This is a genomic window from Arthrobacter sp. NPDC080082 (assembly GCF_040686595.1).
Taxonomy (GTDB): domain Bacteria; phylum Actinomycetota; class Actinomycetes; order Actinomycetales; family Micrococcaceae; genus Arthrobacter.
In genome coordinates this window covers 351,275-369,926 of sequence record NZ_JBFBKQ010000002.1, presented here as the reverse complement: position 1 = coordinate 369,926, position 18,652 = coordinate 351,275, and the positions used below count along the sequence as shown (strand labels likewise).

At 69.4% G+C, this 18,652-nt stretch carries 16 protein-coding genes; 5 read left to right on the top strand and 11 right to left on the bottom strand.

The window, feature by feature from the left end; genetic code table 11:
* Window positions 1-42: 42 nt before the first annotated feature.
* The 4 genes from AB0O44_RS06100 to AB0O44_RS06085 form a co-directional block, all read right to left on the bottom strand.
* A complete protein-coding gene (locus AB0O44_RS06100; RefSeq protein ID WP_290257736.1) occupies window positions 43-288 on the bottom strand; it encodes a DUF6167 family protein in 246 nt (81 codons plus the stop codon).
* Window positions 289-318: 30 nt separating this feature from the next.
* The gene (locus AB0O44_RS06095) at window positions 319-693 is read right to left on the bottom strand and encodes a DUF948 domain-containing protein (protein ID WP_290257735.1); all 375 of its coding nucleotides are present in this window, start codon (window positions 691-693) and stop codon (window positions 319-321) included.
* Between the two features lie 142 nt (window positions 694-835).
* Window positions 836-1,462 carry a 30S ribosomal protein S4 gene (rpsD, locus tag AB0O44_RS06090; RefSeq protein WP_290257734.1) on the bottom strand — a complete coding sequence of 209 codons (627 nt, stop codon included), beginning with the start codon at window positions 1,460-1,462 and terminating at the stop codon, window positions 836-838.
* A 188-nt stretch (window positions 1,463-1,650) separates the two neighbouring features.
* Complete coding sequence (locus AB0O44_RS06085) at window positions 1,651-3,117, bottom strand: replication-associated recombination protein A (RefSeq protein ID WP_364135485.1); 1,467 nt, start codon at window positions 3,115-3,117, stop codon at window positions 1,651-1,653.
* A gap of 92 nt (window positions 3,118-3,209) precedes the next feature.
* On the opposite strand from AB0O44_RS06085, the gene AB0O44_RS06080 reads away from it, so the two are divergent.
* Complete coding sequence (locus AB0O44_RS06080) at window positions 3,210-3,857, top strand: acVLRF1 family peptidyl-tRNA hydrolase (RefSeq protein ID WP_364135482.1); 648 nt, start codon at window positions 3,210-3,212, stop codon at window positions 3,855-3,857.
* Window positions 3,858-4,012: 155 nt separating this feature from the next.
* On the opposite strand, the gene AB0O44_RS06075 is transcribed toward AB0O44_RS06080, so the two are convergent.
* Together AB0O44_RS06075 and aspS are read right to left on the bottom strand one after the other, a co-directional pair.
* Window positions 4,013-4,822 carry a GNAT family N-acetyltransferase gene (locus AB0O44_RS06075; RefSeq protein WP_364135479.1) on the bottom strand — a complete coding sequence of 270 codons (810 nt, stop codon included), beginning with the start codon at window positions 4,820-4,822 and terminating at the stop codon, window positions 4,013-4,015.
* Between the two features lie 105 nt (window positions 4,823-4,927).
* A complete protein-coding gene (gene aspS, locus AB0O44_RS06070; protein ID WP_364135476.1) occupies window positions 4,928-6,724 on the bottom strand; it encodes an aspartate--tRNA ligase in 1,797 nt (598 codons plus the stop codon).
* A 96-nt stretch (window positions 6,725-6,820) separates the two neighbouring features.
* Here aspS and AB0O44_RS06065 point away from each other — a divergent pair, with 96 nt between their 5' ends.
* Window positions 6,821-8,101: an APC family permease gene (locus tag AB0O44_RS06065; RefSeq protein ID WP_364135473.1), complete on the top strand. Its 1,281-nt coding sequence runs from the start codon at window positions 6,821-6,823 to the stop codon at window positions 8,099-8,101.
* A 25-nt stretch (window positions 8,102-8,126) separates the two neighbouring features.
* Here the strand turns inward: AB0O44_RS06065 and hisS are convergent, their stop codons facing one another.
* Window positions 8,127-9,479 (bottom strand): histidine--tRNA ligase, encoded by a 1,353-nt coding sequence (gene hisS / locus AB0O44_RS06060; RefSeq protein ID WP_364135471.1) that lies wholly within the window; start codon window positions 9,477-9,479, stop codon window positions 8,127-8,129.
* Between the two features lie 150 nt (window positions 9,480-9,629).
* Here hisS and AB0O44_RS06055 point away from each other — a divergent pair, with 150 nt between their 5' ends.
* The 3 genes from AB0O44_RS06055 to AB0O44_RS06045 all read left to right on the top strand — a co-directional run bounded on the left by AB0O44_RS06055 (window position 9,630) and on the right by AB0O44_RS06045 (window position 12,687).
* A complete protein-coding gene (locus AB0O44_RS06055; protein WP_364135468.1) occupies window positions 9,630-10,430 on the top strand; it encodes a peptidylprolyl isomerase in 801 nt (266 codons plus the stop codon).
* Window positions 10,431-10,490: 60 nt separating this feature from the next.
* Window positions 10,491-11,972, top strand: coding sequence for a DUF349 domain-containing protein (locus tag AB0O44_RS06050; protein WP_364135465.1), 1,482 nt, complete (start codon window positions 10,491-10,493; stop codon window positions 11,970-11,972).
* A 109-nt stretch (window positions 11,973-12,081) separates the two neighbouring features.
* The gene (locus AB0O44_RS06045; protein ID WP_364135462.1) at window positions 12,082-12,687 is read left to right on the top strand and encodes a type IV toxin-antitoxin system AbiEi family antitoxin; all 606 of its coding nucleotides are present in this window, start codon (window positions 12,082-12,084) and stop codon (window positions 12,685-12,687) included.
* 23 nt (window positions 12,688-12,710) lie between these two features.
* On the opposite strand, the gene AB0O44_RS06040 is transcribed toward AB0O44_RS06045, so the two are convergent.
* The 4 genes from AB0O44_RS06040 to yajC all read right to left on the bottom strand — a co-directional run bounded on the left by AB0O44_RS06040 (window position 12,711) and on the right by yajC (window position 18,565).
* Window positions 12,711-15,002 carry a bifunctional (p)ppGpp synthetase/guanosine-3',5'-bis(diphosphate) 3'-pyrophosphohydrolase gene (locus AB0O44_RS06040; protein ID WP_364135809.1) on the bottom strand — a complete coding sequence of 764 codons (2,292 nt, stop codon included), beginning with the start codon at window positions 15,000-15,002 and terminating at the stop codon, window positions 12,711-12,713.
* 244 nt (window positions 15,003-15,246) lie between these two features.
* Window positions 15,247-16,254 (bottom strand): protein translocase subunit SecF, encoded by a 1,008-nt coding sequence (secF, locus tag AB0O44_RS06035; protein WP_364135459.1) that lies wholly within the window; start codon window positions 16,252-16,254, stop codon window positions 15,247-15,249.
* Window positions 16,255-18,030, bottom strand: a complete 1,776-nt coding sequence (gene secD, locus AB0O44_RS06030) for a protein translocase subunit SecD (RefSeq protein WP_290257723.1) — start codon at window positions 18,028-18,030, stop codon at window positions 16,255-16,257.
* Window positions 18,031-18,136: 106 nt separating this feature from the next.
* Window positions 18,137-18,565, bottom strand: coding sequence for a preprotein translocase subunit YajC (gene yajC, locus AB0O44_RS06025; RefSeq protein WP_290257722.1), 429 nt, complete (start codon window positions 18,563-18,565; stop codon window positions 18,137-18,139).
* Window positions 18,566-18,652: the final 87 nt, after the last annotated feature.

Sequence of the window (18,652 nt, the reverse complement as noted above, 5' to 3'; positions counted from 1 at the left end):
GACGCACCGGTGGCATCGGGTGGTTCGGGGGTGGCGGGCGGCCTAGCGGCGCAGCGCGTCCCGGGCGGGAGCGGCGGCGTCGTCTACTCCCAGCGCTGAACGCAGTTCGCTCTCGCGGTCGCGCATGCCGGTGCGGACGGCGTCGGCGAAGTCGTAGACGCTGTCGGCCAGGCGGCCCACGGCGCGGTTCATGCCTTCGGGGCCCAGCGCGGTCTGCGCCTGGGTGATTTTACGGAAGGCGATGACGCCGACGGCGACGCCGATGCCCATCCAGAGAATCCTGTTCATGTCAGCTTCTTTCAGCGGGAGCGGGCCGGGTCAGCGGCTGCGGCGGCCGGAGGAGGGCTTCTTGCGCGCGGAGAACGCCGAGCGCACGCCGTAGCTGAAGGCGGCGACCTTGATCAGCGGCGAACCCACGGTGGCCGCGACCAGGGAGGACAGGGCGGAGAGGTTCGCGGAGGCGTCGGAGACGTTGGCGGCGATCCCGTCAACCTTCTTCAGCTGCTGGTTGGTGGTGGAGACGGTGGCGGTGACCTCATCCATGAGCGGGGTGGCGCCGTCGCTGAGCGAGCGGATGGTGCTGCGCACCTCGTCGAACACTCCCCCGAGCTTCAGGATCGGCACGGCGAGCAGCAGGACCAGGAGTGCAAACACCCCGGCCGCGATCAGGCCGGCAATATCGCCACCAGTCATAGACGTTCATCTCCTTGAAACTCCGTGGATTACTGCGGGGCCGCTCCGCCATAATGCGTGGCCGCGGACTCCCTCAAGTACCTTACCTACAAAGAAGCCCGCGGCGCTTGCCACGGGCTTCTTTGTAGGTCTCGCGTTGGATCTAGCGTGCGTAGAATTCCACGACGAGCTGCTCTTCGCAGGTCACGGGGATTTCGGAGCGCTTCGGGCGGCGAACCAGGCGTGCCTGCAGGGACTCGAGCTTGACGTCCAGGTAGGCGGGAACCATCGGCAGGACATCGCGGTGCGCGCCTGCTGCTGCCACCTGGAACGGAGGCATGGTTTCGCTGCGGCTGTGGACGTGGACCAGCTGGCCCTCGCCGACGCGGAACGACGGGCGGTCAACGCGGACGCCGTCGACCATGATGTGGCGGTGCACAACCATCTGGCGGGCCTGGGCGATCGTGCGGGCGAAGCCGGCACGCAGCACGAGGGCGTCGAGACGCATTTCGAGCAGCTCGATCAGGTTTTCACCGGTCAGGCCCTTGGTGCGGCGTGCTTCTTCGAAGGCACGGGTCATCTGGGCTTCACGGATGCCGTACTGGGCGCGCAGACGCTGCTTTTCACGCAGCCGAACGGCGTAGTCGGAGTCCTGCTTCTTGCGGGCACGGCCATGCTCACCGGGGCCGTACGGGCGGCGCTCCATGTACTTGGCGGCCTTGGGGGTCAGAGCAATGCCGAGTGCGCGCGAGAGGCGTGCGGTACGGCGAGCACGAGTGTTGTTAGCCACTTGTGTCCTTCCAATATCTGCGGTGTGTCAGTGTTACTGGCCTCCACGATGGAGAGCATCGGCCAACCGCTGCCTTTTGCTACTGGGCGCAGAGCCAACCCGCAGAGCATCATGACAGCCGAAACTGCCGCGAGTTCAGAGGATTATGCGTCCGTGCCTTGCCAGACAACGTTCAAGACTATCACGGCTCAGCCGCCGCGGATGATCTTCCTCAGCCGTTCCAGCCGGGTGGAGATGTCCCGTTCGGCGCCGTTGGCGGTGGGCTGGTAGTAGTTGCGGCCCACCAGGTCATCCGGCGGGTACTGCTGGGTGGCGACGGCGTGCGGGGCGTCGTGGGCGTACTTGTACCCCTTGCCGTGGCCCAGCTGTTTGGAGCCCGGGTAGTGGGCGTCGCGCAGGTGCGCGGGGATGCCGTTGCCCATCCCGGCCCGCACATCGGCGATCGCCTGGTTGATGCCGAGGTAGGCGGCGTTGGACTTGGGCGCGGTGGCCAGGTGCACCACGGCCTCGGCCAGGATGATCCGCCCTTCCGGCATGCCGATCAGCTGCACCGCTTGGGCGGCGGCGACGGCGGTCTGCAGGGCGGTGGGGTCGGCCATGCCCACGTCCTCCGCGGCGGAGATCACGATGCGGCGGGCCACGAAACGGGGGTCCTCGCCGGCCTCCAGCATCCGGGCCAGGTAGTGCAGGGATGCGTCCACGTCGGAGCCACGGATGGATTTGATGAAGGCGCTGGCGACGTCGTAGTGCTGGTCCCCGGCGCGGTCGTAGCGGACCGAGGCGACGTCCAGGGCGCGTTCGGTGTGCTTGAGCTCGATACTGACGGGCTTGCCGTCGGCCGGGGCGCCGTCGACGTCGTCCGCGTCGCCGAACGCGACGCCGGCGGCCGCCTCCAGCGCGGTCAGGGCACGGCGTGCGTCGCCGCCGGAGAGCCGGACGAGGTGCCCCAGGGCCTCCCCCTCCAGGGACACCGAGCCGCCCAGGCCGCGGGGGTCCTCGACGGCGCGCAGCAGCAGGCCCTCGATGTCCGCGTCGGTGAGGGGCTTGAGGGTCAGCAGCAGGGAGCGCGAGAGCAACGGCGAAACCACCGAGAAGGACGGGTTCTCCGTGGTGGCGGCCACCAGGACCACCCAGCGGTTCTCGACGCCGGGCAGCAGCGCGTCCTGCTGGGCCTTGTTGAAGCGGTGGATCTCGTCCAGGAACAGCACCGTGGTGGTCTTGTAGAGGTCCCGGGCGGTCAGCGCCTCGTCCATCACGCGGCGGACGTCCTTGACCCCCGCGGTGATGGCGGAGAGCTCAACGAATTTGCGCCCCGGGCCCTTGGCGATCACGTGGGCCAGGGTGGTCTTGCCGGTGCCGGGAGGGCCCCAGAGGATCAGCGAGCTGGGGCCGGCCGGTCCGGTGGCGTTGCTGCCGGCCGCGAGCTGCCGCAGCGGGGAGCCGTGGCCCAGGAGGTGCTGCTGGCCCACGACGTCGTCCAGGGTCCGGGGACGCATGCGGACGGCCAGCGGACTGCGCGGGGCGGCTCGGCCGGAGCCGTGGGACGAGTGGCCGCGCGCGGAGTCGCCGTCGCCGGACTCATCGCCGAAGTCGTCGGCGTCGGGGTCGTTGTTCGCGGACGCCTTGTCCTGCCCTGCACCAAAGAGATCATCCACATAGATAGGCTACTTCTAGTTCCGGACGGTCCCCGCACGGCCGCCGGCCGACCTTACGCACCCCGCCCGACCGCTTCCAAGGGAGATCCGCCATGCCCAGCCCCGAGTCCCGCGTGGCCCGCGTCCCCGGGGAGCGGCTGGCCGGCTGGGTGGAGCGCTTCGCGGCCAGTCACGGACATCTTGAGGAATTCGACACCGACGACGGGTTGCTCCTGCGCGCCGCCGACGGTGCCGAGGCGCTCCTGCAGGCACCGTGGCCGGCGGACGGGCGCCCGGGCCGCGGCGACGACGCGCTGACCCGGCTGGCGAGTCTGGCAGCGCAACCCCGGCAGCTGGGCCTGGTGCTGGTGCGCCGCGGCGGTTATTCGGTGGCCGTCGTTGCGGAGGGACGGGTGCTGGCCTCGAAGACCGGCACCCGGCACGTGCAGTCGCGCACGGCCGCCGGCGGCTGGTCGCAGCAGCGCTTCGCCCGGCGCCGGTCCAACCAGGCCGACGCCCTGGTGGAGGCAGTTGCGGCACACGCGGCCCGGATCTTCGCCGAGCACCGCATCGAGTACCTGGTTCCCGGCGGCGACCGGACCCTAGCGGACCTGGTACTCGCCGAGCCGGTCCTGAAGCGCTACGCTCCGCTGGCCCGGCTGGCCTTGCTGGATGTTCCGGATCCGCGGGCGGCCGTGCTGAAGAAGGCCGCCGCCGACACGTGTGCCGTGCGGATCCAGGTCACCGACCCGCCGTCGTAGGTACCCCGCCGCGGATGCTCGCCCCACCCTCCAGCGCCTCCTGCTCCCCGTCCCGCGCCCGCTTCGACGGTTCCCTGCCGAATCGATGCTGCTGACCGTCTAGTGCGCAGGGAACCGTCGAAACGGACCGTGGCCGCGTACTGCTCGGCTGGAACTCAGCAGCCGGTCGGGGCGCGGCGGGGGCGGTCCTGACGGTAAAGGTAGCTGCCGGCCACGGAGAACCCGGCCCGGGCGTAGAGTTCCCGCGCGCCGGTGTTGGCCGCCGTCACCAGCAGCCAGCACTCCCGTCGGCCCCGGGCCTCCGCCTCGCGCAGGAGGGTCCGCAGCACCCGCCCGGCATAGCCGCTGCGCCGGGCATCCGGCCTGGTGGCCATCCCGTAGATCCCGGCCGCCGTGGCCGCGTCGGGGTCGTCGGCGGGCAGCGCCAGGCGTCCGACGGCCGCGGGCTCCCCGTGCTCGTCCCGCACCAGCGCGTACAGCGACGGGCAGCCCTCCAGGATCGCCCGGGCCACCGGCAGGTTCTCCACCCCGCCCCTGCCGTCGACGCTCCACCAGAGCCGCAACCATTCCTCCGAGGCGTGGTCCAACACCTCCACCTCCGACGCCGCAGCAGCCTCCGAACCTCCGTCGCCCGCAGTGCCACTATGCTCGCGGGTCAGGATCAGCGTCTCGGACTGCCGGGTGAAGCCCTCGGCGTCCAGGACGGCGTTCAGCGGCGCATACCCGGGCCCCTCAAACACCTGGAAGATCAACGGCAGGCGGCGCTCACGGTACCAGCGCCGCGCCTCGGCCAGGCTCCGGCGCAGCGCCTCCGGGTCCTCCCCCGGCTCACGGGGCCAGACGGAATTGGCCCGCTGGGTCACGCCGGAGGCGGCGCGCAACACCCAGCCGTCGGCCTCGTCCCGTTGGGCGGCCGGCCACGCGGCGTCCATCAGCCGCTCGAGCCGCGGCAATAGCTCCGGCATCAACGGTCTCCTCCCGGCGGCATCACTGCCAGCCCTCAGTCCACTGAAAAAGCAGCAGCGGCTCCCCGGTGTCCCGGGAAACCGCTGCTGCCAGCACCTAACAAGCTACTTGGCGCTGTCGCTCTTCGGGGCCTCGACCTTCTTGGCCTCGGGCTTGAAGTCGACCCCGGCCTCCTTGCGCTGCTGGGCCGTGATCGGCGCCGGCGCGGCGGTCAGCGGGTCGTAGCCGTTGCCGGTCTTCGGGAAGGCGATGACGTCGCGGATGGACTCCACGCCGGATAGCAGAGCCACCACGCGGTCCCAGCCGAACGCGATGCCGCCGTGCGGGGGCGCGCCGAACTTGAAGCCCTCGAGCAGGAAGCCGAACTTCTCCTGCGCGTCCTCGTGCGAGAGGCCCATGACCTTGAAGACGCGCTCCTGCACGTCGCCCTGGTGGATACGGATCGAGCCGCCGCCGATTTCGTTGCCGTTGCAGACGATGTCGTAGGCGTAGGCCAGCGCCGTCTCCGGGTCGGTGTCGAAGGTGTCCATGAATTCGGGCTTGGGCGAGGTGAACGCGTGGTGCACGGCGGTCCACTGGCCGCCGCCGACGGCGACGTCACCGGAGGCGACGGCGGCCGCGGCCGGCTCGAACATCGGGGCGTCGACCACCCAGCAGAAGGCCCAGTCGGCCGGGTTGATCAGGCCGGTGCGGTGGCCGATCTCCACGCGGGCCGCGCCGAGCAGTGCCCGGGACGGGGTCTTCTCGCCGGCGGCGAAGAAGATGCAGTCGCCCGGCTTGGCGCCGACGGCGTCGGCCAGGCCGGCGCGCTCGGTCTCGTTGAGGTTCTTGGCCACCGGGCCTGCCAGCTCGCCGTCTTCCTTGAACAGGACGTAGGCCAGGCCCTTGGCGCCGCGCTGCTTGGCCCATTCCTGCCAGCCGTCCAGGGTGCGGCGCGGCTGGGAGGCCCCGCCGGGCATGACGACCGCGCCGACGTAGGGGGCCTTGAAGACGCCGAAGCTGGTGTCCTTGAAGAACTCGGTCAGTTCGGTGAGCTCCTGGCCGAAGCGCAGGTCCGGCTTGTCCGAGCCGTAACGGGCCATCGCGTCGTTGTAGGTGATGCGCTGGATGGGCGTCGGGATCTCGACGTCGATCAGCTTCCAGAGCGCCTTCACGATGCCCTCGCCGAGGCTGATGATGTCTTCCTGCTCGACGAAGCTGGCCTCGATGTCCAGCTGGGTGAATTCCGGCTGCCGGTCCGCGCGGAAGTCCTCGTCACGGTAGCAGCGGGCGATCTGGTAATACTTCTCGAAGCCACCGACCTGCAGCAGCTGCTTGAACAGCTGCGGCGACTGCGGCAGCGCGTACCAGGAGCCGGGCGCCAGGCGGGCGGGGACCACGAAGTCGCGGGCGCCTTCAGGCGTCGAACGGGTCAGCGTCGGAGTTTCGATCTCCACGAAGCCTTCACCGTGCAGCAGCTCGCGGGCCACCCGGTTCGCTTCGGAGCGCAGGCGCAGGTTCCGGGCGGGGCCGGGGCGGCGGAGGTCCAGGTAGCGGTGCTTCAGGCGGGCTTCCTCGCCGACCTCGACGTGCTCGTCGATCTGGAACGGCAGCGGCTCGGAGGTGTTCAGGACGGTGACCGTCTCGGCAATGACCTCGATCTCGCCGGTGGCCAGCGCCGGGTTCTCATTGCCCTCGGGGCGCTGGGAAACGGTGCCCGTAACCTGCAGGACGTACTCGTTGCGCAGGCCGTGGAAGACCTCTTCCTCACGGACGACGACCTGGGCGACGCCGGACGCGTCGCGCAGGTCCACGAATGCGACACCACCGTGGTCACGACGCCGGCCGACCCAGCCGGCGAGGGTTACGGTTTGTCCAATGTGCTCGGAGCGAAGGGATCCGAGGTCGTGTGTGCGCAGCACAGCTCGCCTTTCAGAAGGAAAACAGGGTGGTATTAAATGGGACCGCTACGGGAACGGTCCCGTCCGAGTTTACCCGTTGGAGAGGCCACCCCCGCCATGGCGCAAGCAATCCCCGGACCCGCCCCGCTGCAGCGCCGGCTGGGCGTGGTCGATTCGACGGCGATCGGGCTGGGGTCGATGCTCGGCGCCGGCGTCTTCGTCGTCTTCTCCCCGGCCGCGGCCCTGGCCGGTCCCTGGCTGCTCGTGGCGGTTGCGGTGGCCGGTGTGGTGGCCTACTGCAACGCGGTGGCCTCTGCCCAGCTGGCGGCCCGGTACCCGTCCAGCGGCGGCACCTATGTGTACGGCCGGCAGCGGCTGGGTGAATGGCCGGGCTTCTTGGCCGGCTGGGGGTTCGTGACCGGGAAGACGGCGTCCTGCGCGGCGATGGCCCTGACCTTCGGGCACTACGTGGCGCCGGGACTCGCGACGCCGCTGGCGGTGGCCGCCGTCGTCGTCCTGACCGGCGTGAACCTGCTGGGCATCACCCGCACCGCCCTGGTGACCAAGATCCTGCTGGCAGTTGTGCTGGCCACCCTGGCGCTGGTTGCCGTCGCGGCGGCCGCCGGGCCGCACGCCGGCGGCTTCACGGTCATCGACGCCGGCGGGGGCCTCGGGGACGACTCCGCCTGGGGAGTGCTACCCGCGGCGGGGCTGATCTTCTTCGCGTTCGCCGGGTACGCCCGGATCGCGACCCTGGGCGAGGAGGTCAAGGATCCCGCCACGACCATTCCGCGTGCCATCCTCGGCGCGCTGGGCGGCGCGTTCGTGATCTACCTCGGCCTCGCCGCGCTGCTGCAGTGGCAGCTTCCGGCCGGGCAGCTGGCCCGCTCGACGGCGCCGCTGCTGGACGCCGTCGCCGCCTCGCCGCTGCACGGCTTCGCGCCGGTGGTGCAGTTCGGCTCCGCCGCGGCGTGCCTGGGCGCGCTGCTTGCCCTGATCACCGGCGTCGGCCGGACCACCCTGGCGATGGCGCGCGAGCGGGACCTGCCGCCGGTGCTGGCGCGCGTGGGCGGCGGCCACGCGGTGCCGTTCGTCGCCGAACTCACGGTCGCGGCGGTGGTGATCGTGCTGCTGCTGACCTCGAACGTGCTGACCGTCGTCGGGTTCTCCAGCTTCGGCGTGCTGGTCTACTACGCGGTGACCAACGCGGCCGCCTTCACGCTTCCCGAGCGGGCATGGCACGCGCCGCGCTGGCTGAACGTGCTGGGCTTCGCCGGGTGCCTGGTGCTGGCGGCCACCCTGCCGGTGGCGTCCGTGTCCGTCATGGCGGCCCTGCTGGCCGCCGGCGTCGTAGTCCGGCGGCTGGTGCTGCGCCGGCGAGGCGCCGCCGGGGCCTAGTCCCGGCGGCCCTCAGCGGGAGGACCTAGGCGCGGCTGACCGTCACGTGCAGGTCCTCGTCCGCGGGGGTCCACGTGGCGGGGTCGGCGTCGACCTGTTCGCCGCTGCGGATGTCTTTGACCTGGTGCTTGCCGTCCTCGTCGGTGAACCAGACGAACGGGATGCCCCGGCGGTCCGCGAACTTGATCTGCTTACCGAATTTCTCGGCCTTCGCGGCGACCTCCGTGGCGATGCCGCGGGTGCGCAGCTGGGCGGCGACGTCCTGCGCGGCGCCCCAGCTCTCGTCCGTGTTCAGGGCCACCAGCACGGCGGTGGGCACGGAGCGGGAGGCCTTCGCGAGGTCCTGGCTGAGGATCCGCGAGACCAGGCGGGTGACGCCGATGGAGAGGCCGACGCCGGGGAAGGTCCGGTTGCCCTTGCTGGCGAGGGCGTCGTAGCGGCCGCCGGAGCAGATGGAGCCGAGCTGTTCGTGGCCCACCAGGACGGTCTCGACGACCGTGCCGGTGTAGTAATCCAGGCCGCGGGCGATGCTGAGGTCCGCCACCACCTTGCCTGGCGCGCGCTGTACCGCGGCGGAGATGACCTGTTCGAGTTCGCTCAGGCCCTCCTCGAGGAGGTCATTGCTGACGCCGAGGGCGCGGACCTGCTCCACGAACCCGGTGTCCGGGGTGCGGATCGAGGCCAGGGCAAGGGCGGCGCGGGCCTGCTCGTCGGTGGCGCCGAGTTCCGTCTTCAGCAGTTCGGCGACCTTGTCCGGTCCGATCTTCTCCAGCTTGTCGATGCTGCGCAGCACGCCGGCGGTGTCCGTCAGGCCAATGCCGGTGTAGAAGCCCTCGGCCAGCTTGCGGTTGTTAATCCGGAGCAGGAAGTCGGGGATCGGCAGCGCACTGAGGGCTTCGGCGATGACCAGCGCGATTTCGACGTCGTAGCGGAACGGCAGGGTTCCGTCACCGACGATGTCGATGTCCGCCTGGGTGAACTCGCGGGCCCGGCCTTCCTGCGGACGCTCACCCCGCCAGACCTTCTGGATCTGGTAGCGGCGGAACGGGAAGGCGAGGTAACCGGCGTTCTCCACCACGTAGCGGGCAAAGGGGACGGTCAGGTCGAAGTGCAGGGCCAGCGCGTTGGGATCGGTCTTCGCCGTCGCCGCGGAGGCCGGATCGGCGTCGTCGTCCTGCAGCCGGCTGAGCCCGTAGACCTCCTTGTCGATCTCACCCTTGCGCAGGAGTTGTCCCACGGTTTCCACGGCGCGCGTCTCGATCGAGGAGAAGCCGTGCAGCTCGAAGGTCTTCCGGAGTGTGTCCAGGACATGGAGTTCCACCAACCGCTCCTCGGGAAGCCACTCGGGGAATCCGGACAGGGAGGCGGTGCGTGCCATGGTGGAATTTTCTCCTCTGGTGACGACGGCGGATCCGGCTGCCGCGGCGTCGCCCGCGGACCGGCCAGTCGTGCATAAACTGTGTGCGGCAGTCAGTTTATGCTTTTTCCCGCACGTATCCGTACTTGCGGCCCGACCCCAGGAGGACTTTTGGCGGCGAGTTCACGCAGTGCCCGCGAGGCAAAGCGGCGCGTCCATCAGATGGAGGCCAAGCGCGAGCTGCGCCGGCACCAGGACAAGCGCCGGAAGCGTGACAACATCATCGCCGGCGCCGCCGGTGGCGCCGCGCTGGTGCTGGCCCTGGTCCTACAGCTGACCGTCTTCGCCAGCAACCCCACCGAGGACGAGTTCAAGGCCGCCGAGGCCGGCCTGAGCACCCCGTCGGCGACGCCGACCCCGGCCGCCAGCAACGGCGAGAACATCCCCAAGCCGGAGACCGCCGCCGGGAAGACCTTCACCGGTGAGCTCAAGCTGAACCGCGGCACCCTGGGCGTGGAACTGGACGGGACCAAGGCCCCGCAGGCCGCCGCCGTGTTCAAGTCCCTGGCGGACCAGAACTTCTACGCCGGCGTCAGCTGCCACCGCCTGACCACGGCCGATTCCTTCGGCGTGCTGCAGTGCGGGTCCAAGACGGGCGACGGCGCCAGCGATCCCGCCTACACGTGGGGCCCCCTGGAGAACACCCCCGCGGACAACAAGTACCCGGCCGGAACCATCGCGGTGGCCCGCACCGGTAACAACGCCTACGGCAACGGGACACAGTTCTTCATCGTCTACAAGGACACCGTGATTCCGGCCGACTCGGCCGGCGGCTACACCGCGGTGGGCAAGGTGACCTCGGGCCTGGACGTTGTCTCCGGGATCGCGGCGGCCGGCATCAAGCCGGGCACCAGCGCCACGGACGGCGCGCCGGTGGAACCAGTCACGATAGACTCGTTCTCTCTGAAGTAACCAGCCGTGCTCCCGGAGCATCGGTCCCGGTATTTCCCTCCAAGCGAAAGACTTCTAGCGGTGACAGACAGTCAGAAATCCGACGAAACAGTGGCAGCAGCTGCCAGCGAGACCGAATCCGGCGCGCCGGTAACGGAACAGGCCCCCGCGGCGGAGGCAGCCTCGGCTCCGGCGGCCGCCCCCCGGCCGGCCCCGCGCCCTGCTCCCTCCCCCGCCGCGTTCGCGGCACGGCCCAAGGCAGCGCCGTCGCCGGCCGCTCCCGCCGTCGCCGCAGCCGCGCCCAGCACCTCGGCCGCCGAGGCCGCCCGCTGGGGCCGGGTGGAGGGTGACGGCCACGTCTTCCTCACCATCGACGGAGCCGAGCACCCCGTGGGCCAGTACCCCGGCGTGAGCGACGACGAGGCGCTGGCGTACTTCGCCCGCAAGTACGACGACGTCGTGGCCCAGATCGTCCTGCTGGAACAGCGCGTCGCGTCCAAGGCTCCCGCCGCGGACATGCAGAAGACCGTTACCCACCTGCGCGAGCAGCTGGCCGAGCGGAACATGGTGGGCGACCTGCGCGCCGCCGAGGGCCGCCTGGACACCCTCTCCGGCCAGATCACCGAACTGGAGAAGTCCGAAAAGGCCGAACACGACGCCGTCCGCGCCGCCGAGCTCGCTGCCCGTGAGGCGATCGTCGCCGAGGCCGAGCAGATCTCCGCGCAGGATCCGTCCCAGGTGCAGTGGAAGACCTCCAGCGCCCGGATGAACGAGCTGTTCGAGAACTGGAAGACCGCCCAGAAGAGCGGCGTCCGGCTCGGCCGCAGCAACGAGGACGCCCTGTGGAAGCGGTTCCGCGCCGCGCGCACCGTCTTCGACCGGCACCGCCGCGCCTACTTCTCCCAGCTGGACAGCAACAACTCCGCCGCCAAGGCCGCGAAGGAGAAGCTGATCGTCGAGGCCGAGGCGCTCTCCTCCTCGACCGACTGGGGCTACGCCGCCGGCGAATACCGCCGCCTGATGGACCAGTGGAAGGCCGCCCCTCGCGCCAGCCGCAAGGACGACGACGCGCTCTGGGCCCGCTTCCGCGCTGCCCAGGATGTGTTCTTCACGAACCGCCAGGCCGCCAACGAGGAAATCGACCAGGAATACGGCGCGAACCTCGTGGTGAAGGAGGCGCTCCTGGCCGAGGCAAACGAGCTGCTGCCGATCACTGACCTCGCCGCCGCAAAGAAGGCGCTGCAGTCCATCCGTGACCGCTGGGAGGAAGCCGGCAAGGTTCCCCGCGCCGACATGGGCCGCATCGAGGCCGGCCTCCGCAAGGTCGAGGACGCCGTCCGGCACGCCGAGGACGAGAACTGGAAGCGCTCCAACCCGGAGACGAAGGCCCGCACCAACAGCGCGCTCTCGCAGCTGGAATCGGCCATCGCCGGTCTGAAAGAGGACCTCGCCAAGGCCGAAAAGGCCGGGGACGAGCGGAAGATCAAGGACGCCCGGGAGGCCCTCGAGGCCCGCCAGGCGTGGCTGGAACAGCTGGAGCGCTCCGCGAGCGAACTCTCCTAACACCCCGGGCCCCACGGCCCGAACAGGTGTTGTCCGGGCCCCGGCCCCGTTATCCACATGACGGGACCGGGGCCTGTTCCATGCCCGGGGACCGCGGCACGATGGCTCAATGACCCTCCCGCCGGTCCCCTCCGTCCCCTCGGGGCTCGACCCGCCCGTGCTGTACTCGCCGGGGCCGCTCTTCTCGTGGGCGGAACTGCAGGCCATGGCAGCCGACGGCGTGCTGGCGCGGATCTCCCAGCGCGGCTTCCTGCCGCCCGGGGCCCCGGCCACGCCGCAGCTGCGCGCACGGGCCGCGGCGGCGCTGATTCCGGCCGCCATCCGGCAGCGGGTGGTGGCCGGCCGGATGACGGCGGCCTGGATCTATGGCTGCGCCCGGGAGCCGGACCGGCTGGCGTTGCTGGTGGACGCGAACCGGCGGATCTCCAGCCTCCGAGGCGCCCGGGGCTGCAGCTTCCACGAGACGCGGCTCGGGACCATGGACGTGGTGAGCCTGGGCGGGCTGATGGTCTCCAGCCCGCTGCGCACCGCCGTCGACATCGCCCTGCACGTCCGGCCCGAGCACGCAGTGCCGGCGCTCACGGCGCTGCTGGCCGCGCCGGAACTGCCCGTACGCCTGAACCTGCTGGTGCGGGCGGTCGAGGCCGTACCCCGGCTGCCCTACAAGAACTCGGCCCTCGCGGTGCTGGAAAGGGTCCGGGAGGGCAGTGGGTAGCCGGTGAGGGCAATCTTCCGAGGCTAGCTGCGGCGGCGGTTGCCGGTGGTCCGGTAGACGTCGAAGACCCCGTCGATCCTGCGAACAGCGCTGAGCACGTGGCTCAGGTACTTCGGATCGCCCATCTCGAAGGCGAACTTGGAGATCGCCACCCGGTCGGTGGAGGTGTGGACGCTGGCGGCGAGGATGTTCACGTGGTTCTCGGAGAGCACCCGGGTGACGTCGGAGAGCAGCGACTTGCGGTCCAGTGCCTCGACCTGGATCTCCACGAGGAACACGCTCGACTGGGTGGGTGCCCACTCGACCTCGACAATCCGGTCCGGCTGGTCCATCAGCCCGGAGACGTTGGTGCAGTCGGTGCGGTGGACCGAGACGCCGGAGCCGCGGGTGACGAAGCCCAGGATCGGGTCCGGCGGCACAGGGGTGCAGCAGCGCGCCAGCTTGACCCAGACGTCGTCCACGCCGCGGACCACGACGCCGGAATCGGAGTACCGGGTCTTGGACACCTGGGCCGGGATGGAAACCTCGGTGAGGTCGTCCTCGGGGGTGTCGTTGCCGCCCAGGCTCTCGACCAGGCGCTCCATCACGGACTGGGCGGAGGTGTGACCGTCGCCCACCCCGGCGTAGAGACCGGAGATGTCCGTGTATTTGAAGTCCTCGGCGATCGCGGCGAGGGCGTCGTGGGTCATCAGTCGCTGCAGCGGCAGGTTCTGCTTGCGCATCGCCTTGGTGAGCAGGTCCTTGCCGCGGTCGATTGCCTCTTCGCGGCGTTCCTTGCTGAACCACTGGCGGATCTTGTTCCGGGCCCGGGCGCTCTTGACGAAGTGCTGCCAGTCCTGGCTGGGGCCGGCGCCCTCTGCCTTGGAGGTGAAGATCTCCACCCAGTCGCCGTGGTTGAGTTCGCTATTGAGCGGGACGAGCTTGCCGTTGACGCGGGCGCCGATGGTCCGGTGGCCTACCTCGGTGTGCACGGCGTAGGCGAAGTCCACCGGGGTGGACCCGGCCGGCAGGGCCATGACCTCGCCCTTGGGGGTGAAGACGAAGACCTCGCGGGCGTTGATCTCGAAGCGCAGGGAGTCCAGGAACTCGCCCGGGTCAGAGGTTTCCTGCTGCCAGTCCACCAGGGAGCGCAGCCAGCCCATGTCGCCGTCGCGCGGGCTTCCGGGGCCGGCGGCGGTGCGGTTGGGTTGGTCCTTGTACTTCCAGTGGGCGGCGACGCCGTACTCGGCGCGGCGGTGCATCTCGTGGGTGCGGATCTGGATTTCCACCGGCTTGCCGCCGGGGCCGATCACCGTGGTGTGCAGCGACTGGTACATGTTGAACTTCGGCATCGCGATGTAGTCCTTGAACCGGCCGGGCAGCGGGTTCCAGCGGGAGTGCATCGCGCCGAGGGCGGCGTAACAGTCACGGACCGAGTCGACCAGGACGCGGACGCCCATGAGGTCGTTGATGTCGTCGAAGTCCTTGTCGCGGACGATCATCTTCTGGTAGATCGAGTAGTAGTGCTTGGGCCGGCCGGTGATGGTGGCCTTGATCTTGGCCGCGCGCAGGTCCTCGGTGATCTGGTTGCGGATGACCGCCAGGTTCTTCTCGCGTTCGGGGGTGCGCTCCCCCACCATGCGGACAATCTCCTCGTACACCTTCGGATAGAGCGCCGCGAAGGAAAGGTCCTCGAGTTCCCACTTGATGGTGTTCATGCCGAGGCGGTGGGCCAGCGGTGCGAAGATTTCCAGCGTCTCGCGGGCCTTCTTGGACGAGGATTCCGCGGAGACAAACCGCCAGGTGCGGGCGTTGTGCAGCCGGTCCGCGAGCTTGATCATCAGGACGCGGATGTCCTTGGCCATGGCCACGACCATCTTGCGGACGGTCTCGGACTGTGCGGCCTCGCCGAAGCTGACCTTGTCCAGCTTGGTGACGCCGTCCACCAGCATGGCCACCTCGGGCCCGAACTCCCCTTTGAGGTCATCCAGCGTGTAGGAGGTGTCCTCCACCGTGTCATGCAGCAGGGCAGCGGCGAGGGTGGTGCCGTTCATGCCGAGTTCGGCCAGGATGGTCGCCACCGCCACGGGGTGGGTGATGTACGGGTCCCCGCTCTTGCGCTTTTGGCCGCGGTGGCAGCGTTCGGCCACCACGAAGGCGCGCTGGATCAGTTCGAAGTCGTCCTTGGGGTTGTTGGCGCGGACGGTGCGCAGCAACGGCTCCAGGATCGGCGAGTAGGCGGGGGTGCCGCGGCCGGTGAGGCGGGCCAGGCGTGAGCGGGTGCGTTCGCGCCGGCCGGGGAAAGTGGGACGGGTGCCGGTGTTGTCTACGGGCACGGCCGCGTCGGGGCGTCCGGGAGCGGCCACGCCAGTCTGTGAACCTTGGCCGTGGGCCTCTTCCGCCGGTACTGCAGGCGCCGACGTCGAACGTTCTTCCAAGAAAGCAACCTCTTCCAACCCGTTAATTACTCAAGTGTATTCCCGCGGCGAGACAGTTCGATAACCGGCGCGAACGGCCGACGGGCCGGAGAGCGTCCTGGACGTTCTCCGGCCCGTCGGGCGGTGCTGCTGTGGTGGCCTGTCAGGCGGTCGCGGCGGCGGTCTTGGCGGCGTTGTCCGCCCGGCGCTGATGCACCCGCTTGGCCTGCTTGACCAGCTCCGGCTCACCCTGGCGCAGCCACGCGTACAGCGGGGCGGCGACGAAGATGGTGGCGGCGGTGCCGATCAGGATGCCCACGAAGAGGGCGAGCGACAGGTCGCGCAGGGTGCCGGCGCCGAGGAGCCCGGCACCGATGAAGAGGATCGCGCCGACCGGCAGGATCGCCACCATCATGGTGTTGATGGAACGGACCAGGGTCTGGTTGACGGCCAGGTTGACCTCTTCGGCGAAGGTCCGCCGGGTGGACGCCTGCAGGTCCGCGGTGTTCTCGCGGATCTTGTCGAAGACCACCACGGTGTCGTACAGCGAGTAGCTGAGGACCGTGAGGAAGCCGATGATCGCGGACGGGGTGACCTCGAAGTCGCTGAGCGAGTACACGCCGGCGGTGATGAACATCGTGGCCGCCATGCCGGCCAGGGCCGAGAGTGACATCTTCCAGGTCCGGAAGTACAGCGCCATCAGCACCGCGGCGAGGCCGACGAAGACGGCCAGGCCGAGCAGGGCCTGCTGGGTCACGTCAGCACCCCAAGTGGGGCCGACGAAGGTGGAGGTCACCTCGTTGTCGGTCACGCCGTAGGCCTTGGTCAGGCCGTCCTTGATCTTCAGCGTCTCGTCGTCGGTGAGCTTGTCGGTCTGGATCCGCATGGTGTTGCCGGCAACGTTGGCCACCCGCGGCAGGCTGCCGGAGACGACGTCCTGGACCGCCTTCTCGCCGAGGCCCGGGTCGCGGTCCTTGACGTTGGAGACGGTGAACTCGGAACCGCCGCGGAACTCGATGCCGAGGTTGAAGCCTCCCTTGACCACCGGGAGGAGAATCGAGAGCGCGACGGCGGCCGCCGCGATCAGGAACCAGATCTTCTTGGACCCGACGAAGTCGTAGGAGCGCTTGCCGGTGTAGAGCTCGTTACCGAATGTAGCGAAGCTGGCCATTTACTTGCCCTCCTTGGACGAGTTCTTGCCGGAACCGGCGAGCTGGCTTTGGCCGGCCTGCTCCTGCCGTTCCGCGAGACGCCGTTCTGCGATCGTCATGCGCCGTTCGGCTTCGGCCGCGGCCTTGGTGTTCTTGGCGCGCACGACGGCGACCGGCTTGTCCTCGGGGGTCCGGATCCGGCCGGCGCCGCGGTACAGCGGCACCGCGCCGAGGCGCTTGGGGTCCAGGCCTGAGAAGGTGTGGCCCTCGCCGAAGAACTTGGTCCGGGCCAGCAGCTGCAGCGTCGGGTGGGTGAACATGAAGACGACGATCAGGTCGGCGATCGCGGTCAGGCCCAGGGTGAAGGCGAAGCCGCGGACGTTGCCGACGGCGACGAAGTACAGCACCAGGGCGGCCAGCAGGTTCACGGCCTTGGAGGCCAGGACGGTCCGCTTGGCGCGCTTCCAGCCGTTCTCCACGGCCGAGACCAGGCCGCGGCCCTCGCGCAGTTCGTCGCGGATGCGTTCGAAGTAGACGATGAAGGAGTCGGCGGTCTGGCCAATGGCCACGATGATGCCGGCCACGCCGGCCAGGGACAGGCGGTAGTTCTCCGTCCAGCCCAGGATCGCGATAGCGAGGTACGTCAGGGCACCGGCGACGACGAGCGAGGCAACGGTGACAAAGCCGAGGGCCCGGTACTGGAACAGCGAGTACACGACCACCAGCAGCAACCCGATGAGGCCGGCGAGCATGCCCATGCGCAGCTGCTCCCCGCCGAGGGTGGCGGAGATCTGTTGCTCGCTCTGGATGTCGAAGCTGATCGGCAGGGCGCCGAAGCGGAGCTGGTCGGACAGGGCCTTGGCGGACTGTTCGGTGAAACCGCCGGTGATCTGCGGACGACCGTCGGTGATGACGGCCTGCGACCGCGGGGCGGAGATGACCTGGTCGTCCAGGACGATCGCGAACTGGGACTTCGGGTCCGAACCGGTGGCGCCGCCGGCGGCGACGTAGAACTGGTTCAGCCGCTCGGTGACGGTCTTGAACTTGGCGGTGCCTTGGTCGTTGAACTGGATGTCGACGGCCCACTCGTTGGTGACGGCGCCCTGGGCGCCGCGCTGGAGCTGGAAGGAGGAGGTCTTGATGTCCGAGCCCTTCACCTCCACCGGGCCGAGGATGTACTTGACCGCGGGCTTGCCGTCCGCGGCGGGCTCGCAGGTGACCAGCGGCTTGGCCGGGTCGGAGCGTTCCTGCTTGTCCTGGGACGGGTTGTCGCAGTCGAGCGCCTCGAACTTCTTGTAGACGTCGGCGGTGACCCAGTTCTCGTCGCTGCTGTTCGCGGGAGCGGCGGTGGGCTTGGGCAGCTTGTCCTCGGGAGTGCGCTGGGCTTCGGGCACGGCCGCGCCGGCGCCGGCCTGGATGACCGGGCGGAAGTTCATGTCCGCGGAGGCCTGGATCAGGGCGCGGGTCTCCTTGGAGGGGGTACCCGGGAGGCTGACGACGACGTTGCGTCCGGACTGGGTGGAGATTTCAGCCTCGGCGACGCCGGAGCCGTCCACGCGCTGGCGGATGATCGCCACGGCCTGGTTGAGCTGGTCTTCGTTGATGCCCGTGTTGCCCTCGACCTTGGGCGCCAGGATCATCTGGGTTCCGCCTTCGAGGTCCAGGGCGAGCTTGGGAGCCCAGCTGGCCTGTCCGGCCATGGTGCCGCCGGCCAGGACTGCGGTCAGGGCGACGAGGATAACGCCAAGCCAGACCAGCACCCTGCGGGCTGAGTTTTTAGGGCCAGTTCGTGCCATTGTCGATCTTTCTATTGTTTACGGAAGAACCGCCGGCGCAGACCTCTCAGGCCCGCACCGGCGGATGCCCGCGCACCGTGGTTCCGCGGGTAGCTCAGGAGGCAGACTAGCTGTCTTTCCTGTTCTCATCGTTCAGGCGGCGCAGGGTTTCCTCCGGCGTTTCGGCGCGCGGGGCCTCAGCGGCGGGGGCTGCACCGGTGACGCCGGCGTCGTGGGTGTCGGCGTTGCCGAGGGTGAGCGAGGAGGCGTCGTCGGGGACCACGGTAGGCTCCTCGGCGGCGGCGACCGGCTCGACGATCTTGGTCACGGCCTGGCGGTGAACCGTGGCGGTGTTGCCCGGGGAGAGTTCCAGGACAACCTTGTTCTCGGCGTCGTCGATGGAGACGATGCGGCCGAACAGGCCGAAGCTGGTCATCACGTCAACGCCGGGTCCGAACTTCGACTGGAGCTCTGCCTGCTGCTGCTGCGTCTTCTTGTTGCGGCGGAACATCATGAAGACGAACACGCCGAGCATGACGAACAGGAGAATTGTCATTGGATCCAAGGGGAAAGTTCCGTTCTGTACTTGCAAGCTGGTTTCACAGCACCGTCAGCTTCGTCCCTGGCCACGCGGCGCACGGCC

Bases quoted from the DNA above. Each gene is read 5' to 3' on its own strand.
- AB0O44_RS06100 (WP_290257736.1), bottom strand. From the start codon at position 288: ATGAACAGGATTCTCTGGATGGGCATCGGCGTCGCCGTCGGCGTCATC.
- secF (WP_364135459.1), bottom strand. From the start codon at position 16,254: ATGGCCAGCTTCGCTACATTCGGTAACGAGCTCTACACCGGCAAGCGC.
- AB0O44_RS06075 (WP_364135479.1), bottom strand. From the start codon at position 4,822: ATGCCGGAGCTATTGCCGCGGCTCGAGCGGCTGATGGACGCCGCGTGG.
- secD (WP_290257723.1), bottom strand. From the start codon at position 18,030: ATGGCACGAACTGGCCCTAAAAACTCAGCCCGCAGGGTGCTGGTCTGG.
- AB0O44_RS06095 (WP_290257735.1), bottom strand. From the start codon at position 693: ATGACTGGTGGCGATATTGCCGGCCTGATCGCGGCCGGGGTGTTTGCA.
- AB0O44_RS06080 (WP_364135482.1), top strand. From the start codon at position 3,210: ATGCCCAGCCCCGAGTCCCGCGTGGCCCGCGTCCCCGGGGAGCGGCTG.
- AB0O44_RS06065 (WP_364135473.1), top strand. From the start codon at position 6,821: ATGGCGCAAGCAATCCCCGGACCCGCCCCGCTGCAGCGCCGGCTGGGC.
- hisS (WP_364135471.1), bottom strand. From the start codon at position 9,479: ATGGCACGCACCGCCTCCCTGTCCGGATTCCCCGAGTGGCTTCCCGAG.
- yajC (WP_290257722.1), bottom strand. From the start codon at position 18,565: ATGACAATTCTCCTGTTCGTCATGCTCGGCGTGTTCGTCTTCATGATG.
- AB0O44_RS06045 (WP_364135462.1), top strand. From the start codon at position 12,082: ATGACCCTCCCGCCGGTCCCCTCCGTCCCCTCGGGGCTCGACCCGCCC.